17 protein-coding genes are annotated in these 15,017 nt (G+C 74.4%); 6 read left to right on the top strand and 11 right to left on the bottom strand.

Annotation, left to right across the window (positions count from 1 at the left end):
• Positions 1–2: 2 nt before the first annotated feature.
• Positions 3–758, top strand: coding sequence for an SDR family oxidoreductase (locus ACFV57_RS40865; protein WP_385243780.1), 756 nt, complete (start codon positions 3–5; stop codon positions 756–758).
• Positions 759–847: 89 nt separating this feature from the next.
• Here the strand turns inward: ACFV57_RS40865 and amaP are convergent, their stop codons facing one another.
• The 5 genes from amaP to ACFV57_RS40840 all read right to left on the bottom strand — a co-directional run bounded on the left by amaP (position 848) and on the right by ACFV57_RS40840 (position 3,346).
• Positions 848–1,453, bottom strand: a complete 606-nt coding sequence (gene amaP, locus ACFV57_RS40860) for an alkaline shock response membrane anchor protein AmaP (RefSeq protein ID WP_385243777.1) — start codon at positions 1,451–1,453, stop codon at positions 848–850.
• Between the two features lie 8 nt (positions 1,454–1,461).
• Positions 1,462–2,178 carry a DUF6286 domain-containing protein gene (locus ACFV57_RS40855; RefSeq protein WP_385243774.1) on the bottom strand — a complete coding sequence of 239 codons (717 nt, stop codon included), beginning with the start codon at positions 2,176–2,178 and terminating at the stop codon, positions 1,462–1,464.
• A complete protein-coding gene (locus tag ACFV57_RS40850; RefSeq protein WP_385243771.1) occupies positions 2,175–2,576 on the bottom strand; it encodes a hypothetical protein in 402 nt (133 codons plus the stop codon). Before ACFV57_RS40850 ends, ACFV57_RS40855 begins: the two co-directional genes overlap by 4 nt.
• 6 nt (positions 2,577–2,582) lie before the next feature.
• Positions 2,583–2,780 (bottom strand): hypothetical protein, encoded by a 198-nt coding sequence (locus ACFV57_RS40845; RefSeq protein WP_385243768.1) that lies wholly within the window; start codon positions 2,778–2,780, stop codon positions 2,583–2,585.
• Positions 2,781–2,863: 83 nt separating this feature from the next.
• Positions 2,864–3,346, bottom strand: coding sequence for an Asp23/Gls24 family envelope stress response protein (locus ACFV57_RS40840; protein WP_385243765.1), 483 nt, complete (start codon positions 3,344–3,346; stop codon positions 2,864–2,866).
• Positions 3,347–3,537: 191 nt separating this feature from the next.
• On the opposite strand from ACFV57_RS40840, the gene ACFV57_RS40835 reads away from it, so the two are divergent.
• Positions 3,538–4,287 (top strand): hypothetical protein, encoded by a 750-nt coding sequence (locus ACFV57_RS40835; RefSeq protein WP_385243763.1) that lies wholly within the window; start codon positions 3,538–3,540, stop codon positions 4,285–4,287.
• A 9-nt stretch (positions 4,288–4,296) separates the two neighbouring features.
• Here the strand turns inward: ACFV57_RS40835 and ACFV57_RS40830 are convergent, their stop codons facing one another.
• The 3 genes from ACFV57_RS40830 to ACFV57_RS40820 form a co-directional block, all read right to left on the bottom strand.
• A complete protein-coding gene (locus ACFV57_RS40830) occupies positions 4,297–5,076 on the bottom strand; it encodes an enoyl-CoA hydratase/isomerase family protein (RefSeq protein ID WP_385243761.1) in 780 nt (259 codons plus the stop codon).
• Between the two features lie 117 nt (positions 5,077–5,193).
• Positions 5,194–5,415, bottom strand: a complete 222-nt coding sequence (locus tag ACFV57_RS40825) for a helix-turn-helix domain-containing protein (RefSeq protein WP_030021347.1) — start codon at positions 5,413–5,415, stop codon at positions 5,194–5,196.
• Between the two features lie 412 nt (positions 5,416–5,827).
• Positions 5,828–7,426 (bottom strand): ABC-F family ATP-binding cassette domain-containing protein, encoded by a 1,599-nt coding sequence (locus ACFV57_RS40820; protein ID WP_385243758.1) that lies wholly within the window; start codon positions 7,424–7,426, stop codon positions 5,828–5,830.
• A 376-nt stretch (positions 7,427–7,802) separates the two neighbouring features.
• On the opposite strand from ACFV57_RS40820, the gene ACFV57_RS40815 reads away from it, so the two are divergent.
• On the top strand, positions 7,803–8,219 hold the full coding sequence (locus ACFV57_RS40815) for a VOC family protein (RefSeq protein WP_385243756.1): 417 nt from the start codon (positions 7,803–7,805) through the stop codon (positions 8,217–8,219).
• A gap of 57 nt (positions 8,220–8,276) precedes the next feature.
• Here ACFV57_RS40815 and ACFV57_RS40810 read toward each other — a convergent pair whose 3' ends face one another.
• From ACFV57_RS40810 to ACFV57_RS40800, 3 genes are all read right to left on the bottom strand, one after another.
• Positions 8,277–9,848 carry a hypothetical protein gene (locus ACFV57_RS40810; protein ID WP_385243753.1) on the bottom strand — a complete coding sequence of 524 codons (1,572 nt, stop codon included), beginning with the start codon at positions 9,846–9,848 and terminating at the stop codon, positions 8,277–8,279.
• Positions 9,849–10,147: 299 nt separating this feature from the next.
• Positions 10,148–11,272 (bottom strand): alpha/beta hydrolase, encoded by a 1,125-nt coding sequence (locus ACFV57_RS40805; RefSeq protein ID WP_385243750.1) that lies wholly within the window; start codon positions 11,270–11,272, stop codon positions 10,148–10,150.
• 107 nt (positions 11,273–11,379) lie between these two features.
• Positions 11,380–12,033, bottom strand: a complete 654-nt coding sequence (locus ACFV57_RS40800) for a class II aldolase/adducin family protein (RefSeq protein ID WP_385243747.1) — start codon at positions 12,031–12,033, stop codon at positions 11,380–11,382.
• 269 nt (positions 12,034–12,302) lie between these two features.
• Between ACFV57_RS40800 and ACFV57_RS40795 the strand changes: the two genes are divergently transcribed.
• From ACFV57_RS40795 to ACFV57_RS40785, 3 genes are all read left to right on the top strand, one after another.
• Positions 12,303–13,082: a lysozyme gene (locus tag ACFV57_RS40795; protein WP_385243745.1), complete on the top strand. Its 780-nt coding sequence runs from the start codon at positions 12,303–12,305 to the stop codon at positions 13,080–13,082.
• Positions 13,083–13,362: 280 nt separating this feature from the next.
• Entirely contained in the window at positions 13,363–14,715 is a 1,353-nt protein-coding gene (locus ACFV57_RS40790) for an anion permease (protein ID WP_385243742.1), read from the top strand.
• 37 nt (positions 14,716–14,752) lie between these two features.
• Positions 14,753–14,983, top strand: coding sequence for a hypothetical protein (locus ACFV57_RS40785; RefSeq protein WP_385243740.1), 231 nt, complete (start codon positions 14,753–14,755; stop codon positions 14,981–14,983).
• Positions 14,984–15,017: the final 34 nt, after the last annotated feature.

Raw genomic sequence — 15,017 nt, 5'->3', positions numbered from 1 at the left:
CCATGGATCTAGGACTCACCGACCGGACCTACATCGTCACCGGCGCCACCCGCGGCCTGGGCCTCGCCACCGCGCGGGAACTGGTCGCCGACGGTGCGAACGTCGTCCTCAGCGGACGCGGCGAGGACAGCGCACGGGCCGCCGCGGCCTCGCTCGGCGAGCGGGCGCACGGCGTCGCCGCCGACAACGCCGACCCCGGCGCCGCCGCGCGCCTGGTCGAGGCGGCCCGCACCCGCTTCGGCCGCCTCGACGGCATCCTCGTCAGCGTCGGCGGCCCGCCGCCGGGAGCGCCCACCGAGAACACCGACGAGCAGTGGCAGTCGGCGTTCGAGTCGGTCTTCCTCGGCGCGGTACGCCTCGCCCGCACGGCGTCCGCCGCGCTCGGCGACGGCGGCGCGATCGGCTTCGTGCTGTCCGGTTCGGTCCACGAGCCGATCGACGGGCTGGCCGTCTCCAACGGCCTGCGGCCGGGCCTGGCGGGCTACGCCAAGGCGCTCGCCGACGAGCTGGGCCCGCGCGGCATCCGGGTCTTCGGCGTCCTGCCCGGACGCATCGCCACGGACCGGATGACGCAGCTGGACGCGCTGTCCGGGGACCCGGAGGCGTCCCGCGCCCGCAACAGCGCCTCGATCCCGCTGCGCCGCTACGGCGAGCCGCAGGAGTTCGGCCGGACCGCGGCGTTCCTGCTGTCGCCGGCGGCTTCGTACATCACCGGCGTGATGGTGCCGGTGGACGGGGGGAAGCGGCGGGGGTTCTGAGCCGGGGGCGGGAGCTGCGGAGCGCCGTTCTTACGAAGCAGATGCCGGCGGGTCCTGCCGCAGGACCCGCCGGAACCCGCACGCGTCGGTCAACTCACCCGCTCCGCGCGGTGCTTGACCGCGCGGAGCCGGACCTCGGCGGGCAGCCGCTCCAGCCCGGCGGAGGTGCGCGCGTGGGCGATCGCCTCCGACGACAGCCGCGCGATCACGGCGCGGGGCTCCGCGTGCGGGGCCAGCGTCAGCCCCACCCGGGCCCGCGGCTCCGTACGCCGCCCGGTCAGCAGCACCCGGGCCCGGTCCACGCCGTCCAGCGACTCGGACTCCGCCGCCAGGACACCCTCCATCGCCCGGCCGCGCACCTGGGCGCCCTCGCCGTCGCCGCTGTCCACGAGGATCTCCCCGAGCCGGCGCCGGCGGAACTGGGACAGCAGCCACCACAGCGCCAGCAGCACGAGCACCGCCAGGGCCGCGATGACCACCGGCCACCACCAGCCGCGGTCCGTCCAGCGCGTCCGGTCCGTGTCCCGCAGCAGGACGTCATCGGGCCGGGACCAGCGCCACCCGGACGGCATCCCGAAGCCCCACTTGCCCGGCAGGTCGAGGCCGCCGAGGAGCACCGTGCCGCCGACGCCGATCAGGACCAGGCCCGTCAGGCCCAGCAGCACCCGGTTGACCGTTCGCAGAACCTTGCGCATCGCCGCACTCACCTCTTCGCCGATCCGCGCACCCGTACGGACAGCGCGTGCCGCCGGGCGAGGCCCAGCTGCCGCAGCCCGTCGCCGAGCGCCGCCTCCAGGTCGCTCCGTACCTCGTCCAGTTCGCGGAAGTGCGAGACCGCGCGCGCCTTGGCCCGTCGGCGGCCGACCGCGACCCGTACGGACTGCACGCCCGGCACCTCCATGGCCCGGTCGCGCAGCACCAGCGCGGCCGCCGCGCGGTCCAGGCCGCCGCGTACGTCCGGTGTCGTGCGCCGCATCGGGAGCACGTCGCGCAGGCCGGGCGTCACGGCCAGCGCCAGCAGCCAGATGCCGAGGGCGACAGCCACCGCGGCGCCCACGAGGACCCATACGTCGTCCAGGTGACGGGACGACAGTTCCGCGGCGAGGCGCTTGCGCCAGGCCATCGCGGGCCGGTCGGCGCGCACCGCGGCCACGTCGTACAGCAGCAGCCCCGCGCCGCCGAGCACGACGAGCGCGACCAGCGCGGACGGCACCCGTCGGGCCGCCCAGAAGCGCCGGGCCCGCCCGCCGCCGTCCGTCTCCTCCTCGGGGGGATGCCCGGTGTCCGCCGGGCCGGTGTGCCGTGGCCCGTCCGGGGAGCCGGGCGCGTCGCCCGCGGTCCGGTCGGCCGTGGCGCCCGCCGACTTGTCGAGGGTGGGCAGCCGCCGGGTGTCCCGCAGGTCGGGATCGTCGTCGTTCATCGCACCCTCCCCCGGGCCGTCCGCTCCGTCTGCGGTGAGTGCAGCCGCTCGACCTGGACGGCGACCTCGGGCACCGACATGCCGGCCAGTTCGCGCACCCGCCGGGTCACCTGGCGGCGTACGGCACCGCACTGGGAGCCGATGTCGCAGGGGTAGCCCAGTTCCACGGCCACCCGCACCCGGGCCTCGCCGAAGTCGCGCCGCCCGTCGCGGCGGCGCACCGTCACCGACGCGTGGGCGTCGGTGTGTGCGGTGGAGGCGTCGCGCAGGGCCTCGCGGGCGGCCTGCGCCGCGATCTTGGCCACGACCCGGTCCGCGATCCTCGTGGCGCCCCGCTCACCCGCGGGTACGGCCGAACGGGCGGCGCCGGGCGCGGCCGCGGGGGACACGGTCGCCACCGGGCGTCACCTCCGCCGGTCGTCGCGGTCGCCCGTACGGGTGCGGAAGAACTCCCCGGGCTCCAGATCGCCGTCCACGAACCTCCCGACGATGAATCCGATGGCGCCCAGGGCCGCCACCAGTACGAAGGCCCCGAAACCGCCGAAGTATCCGGCGAAGCCCAGCGCCATTCCGGCCAACAGACCGACCACGGCCATGCTCATTTACGCGCTTCCCTTCGCTACCACCCCGGCCGGGCCCTGCGGAGCGAAGCCCCGGCGCAATTGTCTGGAATACCTCCCCCGCTTTACTGCAGCCGGGGCTCCTCGTCGCTCTCCTCTTCCTCGTCGTCGGGGAGTTTGACATCGCTCACCGCGATGTTGACCTCGACGACCTCCAGACCCGTCATCCGCTCCACGGCGGAAATCACGTTTTCCCGTACGGCCCGGGCGAGATCCGCGATGGAGACGCCGTACTCGACGACGATCTCCAGATCCAGCGCGGTCTGCACCTCGCCGACCTCGGCCTTGACGCCGCGGGTCACCGACTTGCCGCCGCCGGGCACCCGGTCGCGCACCGCGCCGAGCGTGCGGGCGAACCCGCTGCCCATGGCGTGCACGCCGACCACGTCCCGGGCGGCCATCCCGGCGATCTTCTCCACGACGCCGTCGGCGATCGTGGTACGCCCCCGGGTCGCGGGGTCGCCGCCGCCCCGCTTGGCTCCCAGGGTCCTGCCCTGCGACTCTCCGGTCCGCGACTCGGGCCGGTTACCTTGTGCGCTCTCGGTCATCGCCGATCGTCCCTTTCCGGAGGGGCGGAGCTCGTAGCCGCTCCGTTTCCCACAGTAAGTCCGGTTCCCCCGGCCCGCTCCGGGGATGCGGCAGCGGGTGGAACGGTTGACGCCATTCGGGTACGTGCCCCTGCCGCGCGGCCGGGTGTGCGGCAAGGTGGAAGGACTGTTCGGGAAAGAGGTGACGGCCGGTGGCCGGTGACCAGTTGGTGACGTCGGTACGGCGGCAGCTCGGGCTGGGCCGGCTGCTGCCGCTCGGCGGCCCGGGGGACGGGGCGTGGATCGCGGAGCGGGCGGCCGTGGGGGTGCTGCGGGAGGCCGTGGGCGCGCTGCCCGGGCTCCGCGTCGGTACGGTCCGGCTGACCCTGGCGGACGCGGACGCCGCGCCGGCCCCGGCGGTGAAGGCGCCGCCGAGCGCGCTGCCTCCGGGGCCGCTGCGGATCGAGGCGGACTTCGCGGCCACGGCCGGGCGGCCGGTTCCCGCCTCGGCGGGCATCCTGCGCGAGGCGCTGCTGAAGTGTGCCGCCGAACGGGTGGGACTGGAGGTGTCCGCCGTGGATCTGCGGGTCACCGACCTGCTGGGTGAGGACGAGAACGAGGCCGGGAGCGGGGGCGGGCCCGGAGCCGGGAGTGCGGGTGGGGCCGGGGTCCGGCAGAGCGGTGGGGGCGCGGGCGGAGCCACCGCGCAGGACGCCGGGCCGCTGGAGACGGCCGTGCTGCGCGTCCCGGGAGTCGTCCGGCTCGTACCGGCCCTCGGGGCGCTGTCCCGGCCGGTGCGCGAGGAGGACGGGCACGTACTGGTGCAGCTGGCCGTCGCGCCGGACCGGCGGACGCTGGACGTGACGCGGGCGGTCCGCGGCGCGGTCGAGGCGGCGGCCACCGGGGACCGGCCCACCGTCGCGGTGCTCGTCGCCGCCCTCGAACCGGCCGCCGCCTCCTGAGCGTCGCGGTTACTCCCCCAGGCCCGCGAGGTCCCGCAGCCGGCGCGCCTGCGCGGCCCGCTCGGCGGCCCGCTGCTCCTCGTACGTACGGGAAGCGGCGCCCGCCAGCAGGGCCTTGGTCTCGATGACGGCGTCGCGCGGCGCGGCGGTCAGGGCCGCCGCCAGGTCCGCGACGGCGCCGTCGAGGTCGGCGGCGGGCACGACGAGGTTGGCCAGGCCGATGCGCTCGGCCTCGTCGGCGTGGACGAAGCGGCCCGTGGCGCAGATCTCCAGCGCGCGGGCGTAGCCGACCAGGGCGACCAGGGGGTGGGTGCCGGTCAGGTCCGGCACCAGCCCGAGGCTGGTCTCACGCATGGCGAACTGCGCGTCGTCGGCGCACACCCGCAGGTCGCAGGCGAGCGCGAGCTGGAAGCCCGCACCGATCGCATGGCCCTGGACAGCGGCGATCGACACCACGTCGGAACGCCGCCACCAGGTGAACGCCTCCTGGTACTCGGCGATCGTGGCGTCCAGTTCGTCGTCCGGACCCCGTGCCATGTCGAGGAAGGACGGCTCGCCGTCGAAGCCTTCGGGCGTGAACGCCTGGCGGTCCAGGCCGGCGGAGAAGGACTTGCCCTCGCCGCGCAGCACCACGATCCGGACGTTCCCCGGCACCAGTGATCCGGCCTCGGCCAGCGCCCGCCACATGGCGGGCGACTGCGCGTTGCGTTTGGCCGGTCCGGCGAGGGTCACCGTGGCGATCACGTCGTCCACGGTGAGCCGCACACCGTCCTTGTCGAGCAGAGTCATGGGGCGCCTCCGAGTCAGCCGACCGCACTTGCGTGCTTAAGTGACTGAACAGTAACCACCCGGTCGCCTGCTCGACCGACCGGGTGGCACCGTAGCTCCCGGAGCGGAACGCCTCGGTCAGGCCGAGGCGGCCTTCTTGCCCCTGGTGGCTCCGCCACGACCACGCAGGGTCACACCGGATTCGCTGAGCATCCGGTGCACGAACCCGTAGGAGCGGCCGGTCTCTTCGGCCAGCGCCCGGATGCTCGCTCCGGAGTCGTACTTCTTCTTCAGGTCTGCCGCGAGCTTCTCGCGCGCGGCGCCGGTTACCCGGCTGCCCTTCTTCAGAGTCTCGGCCACCCGTGCCTCCTCGTGGGAAGTGCGCTCTGGACTCTCATGATCACCCCTCACGGCCTTCCTGGCCACCCATTCAGCAAGGTCCGTGGGACATCGTTTGGCTCTGAAGGCGCCGCATTGACTCTTGGAATTAGGGGTTCCGCTCGGAATTCCACGGGTCCAAGAGCGGAATTTCCGGCGAACAAGCAGGTCAGAGCGGGCTGGTACGAAATGATGACGGCCGGGCCCCAAGGGCCCGGCCGTCACAGGGAGGCTCGCCGATGTACGAGCCGCACTCACTCAGATGATGGATCACCCGTCGGCCGAATGATCCATACGCCCTTGATCCCTCCGGGCCCCGGACCGCATCCGGGCATCGGACGGGCACGGAGAACGGGGAAACGGGCAGCGCGGAGCGGCCCGGCCGTGCGGAGCCTCAGGCCAGCGCGACCAGGTCCGCGTAGTCCTGGCCCCACAGGTCCTCGACGCCGTCGGGCAGCAGGATGATGCGCTCCGGCTGGAGGGCGTCCACCGCGCCCTCGTCGTGGGAGACCAGCACCACGGCGCCGGTGAAGGTGTGCAGCGCGCCGAGGATCTCCTCGCGGCTGGCCGGGTCGAGGTTGTTCGTCGGCTCGTCCAGGAGCAGGACGTTGGCCGAGGAGACGACCAGGGTGGCCAGGGCCAGCCGGGTCTTCTCGCCACCGGAGAGCACGCCCGCCGGCTTGTCGACGTCGTCACCGGAGAAGAGGAACGAGCCGAGCGTCTTGCGGATGTCGACCAGGTCCATGTCCGGCGCGGCCGAGCGCATGTTCTCCAGCACCGTACGGTCCGGGTCCAGCGTCTCGTGCTCCTGCGCGTAGTAGCCCAGCTTCAGGCCGTGCCCGGGGCGGACCTCGCCGGTGTCCGGCTTCTCCACGCCCGCCAGCAGGCGCAGCAGCGTCGTCTTGCCCGCGCCGTTCAGGCCGAGGATGACGACCCGGGAGCCCTTGTCGATGGCCAGGTCGACGTCGGTGAAGATCTCCAGCGAGCCGTACGACTTCGACAGGCCCTCGGCGGTGAGCGGGGTCTTGCCGCAGGGCGCGGGGTCCGGGAAGCGCAGCTTGGCGACCTTGTCGGAGGCGCGCTTGGCGTCCAGCCCGGCGAGGAGCTTGTCGGCCCGCTTGGCCATGTTCTGCGCGGCGACGGTCTTGGTGGCCTTGGCCCGCATCTTGTCGGCCTGCGAGTGCAGCTGCGCGGCCTTCTTCTCGGCGTTGGCGCGCTCGCGCTTGCGGCGCTTCTCGTCGGCCTCGCGCTGCTGCTGGTACAGCTTCCAGCCCATGTTGTAGATGTCGATCTCGGAGCGGTTGGCGTCCAGGTAGAACACCTTGTTCACCACGGTCTCGACCAGGTCGACGTCGTGGGAGATCACGATGAAGCCGCCGCGGTAGGTCTTCAGGTAGTCGCGCAGCCAGGCGATCGAGTCGGCGTCGAGGTGGTTGGTCGGCTCGTCCAGGAGCAGGGTGTCGGAGTCCGAGAAGAGGATGCGGGCCAGCTCGACGCGGCGCCGCTGACCGCCGGAGAGGGTGTGCAGGGGCTGGCCGAGGATGCGGTCCGGCAGGCCCAGGCTGGCGGCGATGGTCGCGGCCTCCGCCTCGGCCGCGTACCCGCCCTTGGTCAGGAACTCCGTCTCCAGGCGCTCGTACTTCTTCATCGCCCGCTCGCGGGTGGCGCCCTTGCCGTTGGACATCCGGTCCTCGTTCTCGCGCATCTTGCGCAGGACCGAGTCCAGGCCGCGGGCGGACAGGATGCGGTCCCGGGCGAGCACGTCGAGGTCGCCGGTGCGCGGGTCCTGCGGCAGGTAGCCGACGTCGCCGGAGCGGGTGACCGTGCCCGCCGCGGGGATGCCCTCGCCCGCGAGGACCTTGGTGAGCGTCGTCTTGCCCGCGCCGTTGCGGCCGACCAGGCCGATCCGGTCGCCCTTGGCGATGCGGAACGAGGCGGACTCGATGAGGACGCGGGCGCCGGCGCGCAGCTCAAGGCCGGAGGCGGTGATCACGGAAAGACTCCTGGGCAGGTGAGGACAGCGGAAGGGACGGGGATGATCACAGCCGGGCGGCGCGCCCCGTACACGGCACAGGCCTGTGCGGACGGGCGGCATGGACGGCGTGCCGACGCCGTCTAATGCACGAGGAGAATTGCCATACGGACCAGTCTAGCGGTGACGTGCAACCAGTTTTCCCGGGCTGCCGTAAGGGGAACGCGGCGCGGCGCGCGCCCCCTCGCACGGTGCGACGACCGGTTCCGGGGCCGGCCGGCGGGCGTTCCGGGGGCGTTGTCGGACCCCGGTGCCAGACTGTGATGTGGGTCTCGCGGGGCGGGGCCCGCAGAGCTGATCGCAGGCAGGGAAACCGCAGACAGGGAAGGTGATCGTCATGACCGGTGAGGCGGCAGGGGCGCCCACGTTCTGTCCGACGCTGCAGTACCGCGACGCGAAAGCGGCGATCAAGCAGCTGACGGAAGCCTTCGGATTCGGGCGGAGCGCGCTGTACGAGAGCGAGGACGGCACGGTGCTGCACGCCGAGCTGTCATACGGCAACGGCGTGGTGATGCTGGGCTCGAAGGGCGGCGGCGGAGCGTACGAGAAGGCGCTGGGCGGCGGCGGCCCGGTCGGGGTGTACGTGGTCGTCGCCGACCCGGACGCGCACCACCGGCGGGCCGAGCGGGCCGGGGCGGAGATAGTCATGCCGCTCAGGGACCAGGACTACGGCTCCCGCGAGTACACGGCCCGCGATCTGGAGGGCAACCTCTGGACCTTCGGGACGTACGCGCCGGTCGTGCCGCCGGTCTGACCGGTCCGAGGGGCGGGGCGCCGGGCACCGCCGGGCGCCCGCCCCGCCCCGGGAGCGTCAGGCGCCGCCGGTGTGCACCTGGAAGGCGGCGCGGCGGACGGCCTTGGCGAGGGCCGGGTCGGGGTGCGCGGCGGCGAGGGCGACCAGGACCTGCACGGTGCGCGGATGGCCGACGGCCCGTACCTCCTCCAGCAGGCGCGGGACCGAGCCCTGCACGGCCGAGTCGAGGTGGCGGACCAGCAGCTGGCTCTCGCCGTGGTCGGCGACGGCCGCGGCGGTGTCCACCCACAGCCAGGTGGACTCCTCGCGGGTGAGCACGTCCGGCGCGGTCTCCGGGTCGCCGCCCTCGTGCTCGACCAGCCAGAGCAGGGCGTACGGCCGCAGGGCGGGCTCGGCCGCGGCGGCGCGCACGGCCGGCTCGGCGGGAGCGCCGACGGCGCGCAGCGCCTCGAAGGCGAGGCCGCGCAGCAGCGCGTCCTCGCCGCGGGCGACGCCGAGGAGTTCCTCGACCGCGCTGCCCGCCGACCGGGCGGCGAGCCAGGCGCGGTATTCGGCGCGCGCCGGGCCCGGGGTGAGCCGGGCGCAGCCGCGCAGCATCGCCTCGGCGGACTGCTCGATGTTGCCCGCCGGGCTCTGCGCGGCGACGCAGATCTGTTCCAGTTTGACCCAGACCGACCAGTTGCCGAGGGGGGTGAGCAGGGCTTCGCGTTCGGCGGGCACGCCGGTCTTCGCACCGTCGCGCACGACGAGCGCTCCGACGGCGGCGAGGCCGTCCAGCGCCCAGTCCAGGAGCACCGCGAGTGACACCCCCGCGGTGTCACCCACCGCCCCGGGCCGGTCCGGACCCGGACCCGGACCCGTGTCCGCCTCGGCCCGGTCCGCGCCGGCGTCCGTCCCGGGCCGGTGCGTACCTGTCTGGCACGTGCCTGCCTGGTGCGTCCCGGTCCGGTCGGGGCCGTGGCTGCCGTCCGGCGACGCGTCCGCGCTCCGGTCCGGCCCGTACGGCACCTCGCAGCGCTCGGTGCGGAGTTCGGCGACGCGCTGTTCCAGCATGTCCAGCAGCACCGGCAGGCGGACCGGACCGGCCGACAGGTGCAGCAGGGACAGCAGCTGCGGTACGGCCTCGACGACCTCGGCGACGGCGGTCGGCCCGGCGCCGGGCGGCGCGGGGCGCGCCAGCGACCAGGCGTCGAAGAGCGCGACCCAGCCGCGCAGCGCGGCGGTGTCGTCGCGCTCCCAGGCGCGCAGCCGCCAGCCGGGGCGGGCCAGCCCTCCGTGCAGTTCGACGAGCCCGGCCAGCCGGGCCAGATCCCAGTCCGTGCGCACCTGGTCCGGTGTCAGCCGCAGGTCGCCCGCGGCCTGTTCGGCGACGTCCGCGGGGAGCGCGCCGTCCGGGCCGGCCCGCAGGCCGGCGCCCGCGCCGTGCTCGCCGTCGGCCCAGCGGGCGAGCCGTACGGCGCCGGCCAGGCCGGTGCGGGCCTGCCGCGCCAGTTCCGCGGGCGGTGGGGTGCCCTGGGGCGGCCTGGGCGCCGGGCGGGCGGCCCGGGTGCTCACCGCCCGGCGGGCGGCGGCAATCGGTTGACGGGGGACAAGTCGGAGCCGGGAGTCGCGCGGAGTACGGGACGTCACAGGGGGCAGTCTTCCCGCTGACGGCCCGAAAGCCCAATCGGAACGGTCGGTACGTTCCGGCGGCCCGTCGCACGAGGGGCGCACGGGGCCGCCGCCACAGGCCGTACGAGGGGGTCACCGGAGGCTGTACGGAAGGTGGCCGGGGACCGTACGAGGGGGCCGACCCGGGGTGCACGGGCGTGGCCGCCGGCTGTACGAGGGGCGGCTACGGACCGCCCGGGGCAGGTCACCGCACGCCATCGCCCCGCGCCTCACACGAGCGCCGCCTCACATGACCCGAGCCTCACATGACCCGCGCCTCACATGAGCGGTGTGAGGAAGCGGCGCATGGCCTCTTCGTACGTGGCGGGGTCGGCGTTCCACATGGCGGCGTGCGGGGCCTGCGGCACCGGGTGAAGCGAGATCAGGTCGGGACGGCGCGCCGCCAGTTCGCGGGAGGCCGCCCAGGGGGCGAGCGTGTCGTGCGGCCCGTGGATCAGCAGGGTCGGCACGGTGAGCAGGTCCGGGGTCCAGGCTTCGGCCAGCCGCCCGGCGTGCAGCCCGGTGCTGCCCTCGGCGGCCCGTACGGCCAGCGGGAGCAGCGGGCGCGGGACGCGGCGGGCGGCGGCCAGGGCGCGGACGGTGGCCTGCCAGTCCAGGACCGGCGAGTCCAGGACGAGGCCGGCGATGCGGTCGCGCAGGGTGGAGCCGGCGGCGGCGCGCAGGGCCATGGACGCGCCGGTGGACCAGCCGTGCAGCACGACGCGCTCCGCGCCGTACAGGACGGCGTAGCGGATCGCGGCGTCCAGGTCGCGCCATTCGGAGTCGCCGAGGTGGCTGATGCCGTCGGCGGTGGGCGGGGCGCCGACGTCGTTGCGGTAGGCGAGGTCCAGGACGGGCAGCTGCTGGTCACTGAGGAAGGGCATGACCACCATGGGGTGTTCCCGGGTGGTGCCCAGGCCGTGCGTGGTGATGACCCAGGTGTCCCGGATGCCCGGCACGAACCAGGCGGGCAGGGCGCCCAGTTCCCCGGGGATGTCGACGTCGGCGCAGTCGATGCCCAGCGCGTCGCGGGGGTTGCCGATGTGCACCTGAGGGGTGAGCCGCATCCGGGCGCCGGGCTGGAGGGTGCCGTGGGTGACCCGTTCCAGGCGGCGGACGACCGTGTCCGCCGGGTGCGGTACGCCGTCCAGGAGGGGGCCGACGACGGCGTGGCAGCCCGCGCCGGTGAGGCCGTAGGTACCGGGCCGCAGCGAGGCGAGGCTGCGGGTGAGGGTGATCCGCCCGGGCCCGGTGGCGTGCACCGTGAGGCGGGAGTCGCCCGGCAGCGGCCGGTCGGGGGCCGGCTTGAGGACCATGTCGCTGGCGTACCGGCCGGCCGCCACCGCGGCCGCGCCGGCACCGATCACCGTGGTGGCGGCTGCTGCCGCGGTACCCAGACGCATCCTCCCCAGTGTGGGCGGGCGCCGCTGCCACGGCCAGTGGGCGGCAGCGCCCGGGTGACGACGGGCGCGCCCGCGCGCGCCCGGCGGCCGTCCGCCGGCGGTGTACGTCAGCGGCGCTGCCCGTACCCGCGCAGGCGCTCGCCGGCCGCGTCGACCTGTTCCGGCGTGAGCAGGGCGGGTTCGCGGCCGGGCAGCGCGCTTGCGGCGAGCCACACGCGGCACATCCACTCCAGCTGGGCGGTGCGGTCGTACGCCTCGTCAAGGGTGTCGCCGTACACGATGGTGCCGTGGTTCCGCAGGAGGCAGCCGGTGCGGTCGCGCAGTGCGGCGAGCATGTTCTTGGCCAACTCCTCGGTGCCGTAGAGGGCGTACGGGGCGACGCGGACGGGGCCGCCGAGGGCCGCGGTCATGTAGTGCACCGGCGGGAGTTCGGTGACGAGGGTGGAGACGGCTGTGGCGTGCGCGGCGTGGGTGTGCACGACCGCGGTGGCGTCGGTGGCGCGGTAGACGGCCAGGTGCATGGGCAGTTCGCTGGTCGGCCGCAGCGTGCCGCGGGCCGGGTGCCCGTCGAGGTCCACCGCGGTGAGGTCGCCGGGCCCGAGCCGGTCGTAGGGGACGCCGCTGGGGGTGACCAGGACGAGGTCGCCGACGCGCACGGAGACGTTGCCGGAGGTGCCGACCACCAGCCCGTCGGTGACCGTGCGGCGGGCGGTGGCGACCAGCTCGTCCCAGGCGCGGTCGATGGCTTCCCGGTCCGTCATGCGTGTGCCTCCGGTGTGCGGTGCGGGCGGGGCCCGGTGGGGGCGCGCGGACGTGGTGCGCGCGGGGCTGCCGACACCGTACGGGCCGGGCGCGGCTCCATGGGGCGGACCCGCTTCCTCCGGTATCCGCCATGTCGGACCGGCGGTGCATCGGCAGGGATTGACCGAGCATCGACCGCCTTGTACGGATCACTCGCTACGCTTCCGGGGATTTGTCATGCACGTACTTGTCATGCACGTAGCCGTCCGGGGGAACTCCGGGGGGACCCATGACCCGTGACCATGATCGTCTGTCCGACCCGCAGCGCCCGCCCGGCCGCCCGCGCGGCCGACGGCGCCGACTGGCCGCCGGAGCCCTGGCCCTGGGCACGCTCACCGGCACTCTGTACAGCGCCCTGCCCACCGCCGAGGCCGCCGGCAAGCCGGCCGGGCACGACGTCTCCTCGCACCAGGGCAACGTCGACTGGAGGAAAGTCCGGGCCCAGGGCGGCCGGTTCGTGTACGTCAAGGCCACCGAGTCCGACTGGTACCGCAGCCCGTACTTCTCGCGGCAGTACCGCGGGGCGCGCAAGGCCGGCCTGCTGCGCGGCGCGTACCACTTCGGCATACCGAGCGCGTCCTCCGGCACCGCACAGGCCCGCTACTTCCTGCGGCACGGCGGCCGGTGGAAGGCGGACGGCTGGACACTGCCGCCGGCGCTCGACATCGAGCACAATCCGTACAACCCGCGGCAGGCGTGCTTCGGAATGAGCGGCGCCGCGCTGGTCCGGTGGATACGCGGCTTCAGCAACGAGGTGCTGCGCGGCACCGGGCGGCGGCCGGTGATCTACACGACGGCCCGGTGGTGGAACGGCTGCACCGGCGGCAGCCGCGCGTTCGCCGCCACCCACCCGCTGTGGCTGGCCCACTGGCACAGCACCCCGGGCAGGATGCCGGCCGGCTGGGTGTATCCGAGCATCTGGCAGCACGCGGGCCACGGCACGCTGCCGGGCGACCAGAACAAGTGGAACGGCACGGCCCGGCAGCTACGGCGCTTCGCCCGGGGCTGAGACACAGGCGCCCGGCGCCGCGACACCCATACGGGCACCCGGCACCGCGACACACATACGGGCACCCGGCACCGGGCACACATGCGGCGTACGACGCCGGTACGCATGCGGCGCACGAGGCGTTTGCGCTGGTACGCGCGGTGCCCGGGTGATGGCATGGACACCTCCGCACCACCCCTGCGGGGGCGTCACCATTGCGCCCGGCCCAGTTCATCTTCCGTTCACCCGTCGTCCGTACGGTCCCGAGCGTTACTGCCCACCGAACTGATTGCCTGGGTGAATGGAACACATCACGCTTCTCATCGGGATCGTGATCGTCACGGCCTTGGTGTTCGACTTTACGAACGGCTTCCACGACACGGCCAACGCCATGGCCACCACCATTTCCACCGGGGCCCTCAAGCCCAAGATCGCGGTGGCGATGTCGGCGGTCCTGAACCTGGTCGGCGCATTCCTGTCCGTGGAGGTGGCCAAGACCATCTCCGGCGGGATCATCGACGAGACCGCCGGCATCAGACCAGAAGTGATCTTCGCCGGGCTGGTCGGCGCCATCGTCTGGAACCTGGTCACCTGGCTGGCCGGGCTCCCCTCCAGCTCCTCGCACGCCCTCTTCGGCGGTCTGATCGGCGCGACCCTGGTGTCCGTCGGCGCGAGCGGCGTGCACGGCGGCGCCGTGGTCATGAAGGTCCTCATCCCGGCCGTCGCCGCCCCGATCGTGGCCGGTCTGGCCGCGACGGCCGCGACCCGGCTGACCTACCGGCTGGCCCGCGACCGCGCCGAGGAGGACACCGCCAAGGGCTACCGCGCCGGGCAGATCGCCTCGGCCGCGCTGGTCTCCCTCGCCCACGGCACCAACGACGCCCAGAAGACGATGGGTGTGATCACCCTCGCGCTGATCACCGGCGGCGTCGTCGCCCCGCACGCCGACCCGCCGCTGTGGGTCATCGCCTCGGCCGGCCTGGCCATCGCGCTCGGCACGTACCTGGGCGGCTGGCGGATCATCCGCACGATGGGCAAGGGCATCACCGACATCCGGCCGCCGCAGGGCTTCGCCGCCCAGACCGGCGCCGCGGCCACCATCCTGGCCTCCTCCCATCTCGGCTTCGCGCTCTCCACCACCCAGGTCTGCTCCGGTTCGGTGATGGGCGCGGGTCTGGGCCGCAAGGGCGGCGTGGTGCGCTGGTCCACGGCGGGCCGGATGGTCGTCGCCTGGGGCCTGACGCTGCCGGCGGCCGGTCTGGTCGCGGCGGGCGCCGCGCTGCTGGCGGACCAGGGCGACTGGGGCATCACGACCGTCGCCGTCCTGGCGCTCGTCGTCTGCGGCGCGATCTGGGTGGCGTCCCGGCGCAAGCCGGTGGACCACACCAACGTCAACGAGGCCCCGGCGGCGGAGCCCGCCGGTGTCGTCACCGCCGCCCTCCAGGCCGTCTCCCCGCCGCCGGCCGGCCCGGCCGCGCCCGCGACGGAGGTGGCCCCGGTCCCGGCGCCCGCCGTGGCCGACGCGCCGCTCGCCGACCCGGTCGGCGGCGACCCGGTGATCGCCGACCCGGTCGCCGCCCGACCGGTGGCCGCCCACCCGCACGAGGCGCACGCGGCCAAGCGGCGCGCCAAGGCCGGCTCGGCCGCCGGCTGACCCGGCCGTACGGCTCCCACAGAGGAACGAGAACGCAATGAGCATCGACTGGGCAGCTCTCGGCCAGGTCTTCGGCGTCACGCTGTTCGTGACGGTCGGGATCGTGGGTCTGTTCACCCTCGGCATCGTCGGTACGTCCCGCAAGCCGCAGCCGGAGGGCGCGCCGGCGCCCACCGGCGGCGGGGCGGCGCGGGTGGGCGCGTACGCCTGCTTCGCGCTGTGCGCGACGGCCGTGGCGTACGGCATCTACCTGATCGTCGCCGCCTGAGGCGCCGGCACGGCACTCCGGGGCGCCCGGTGGC

Origin of the sequence: Streptomyces sp. NPDC059788 (genome assembly GCF_042732265.1) — a bacterium.
In the GTDB taxonomy this organism is placed as follows: Bacteria; Actinomycetota; Actinomycetes; order Streptomycetales; family Streptomycetaceae; genus Streptomyces.
Note: the sequence above shows the minus strand (reverse complement) of the source record. Positions and strands in the feature narration are given on the sequence as shown.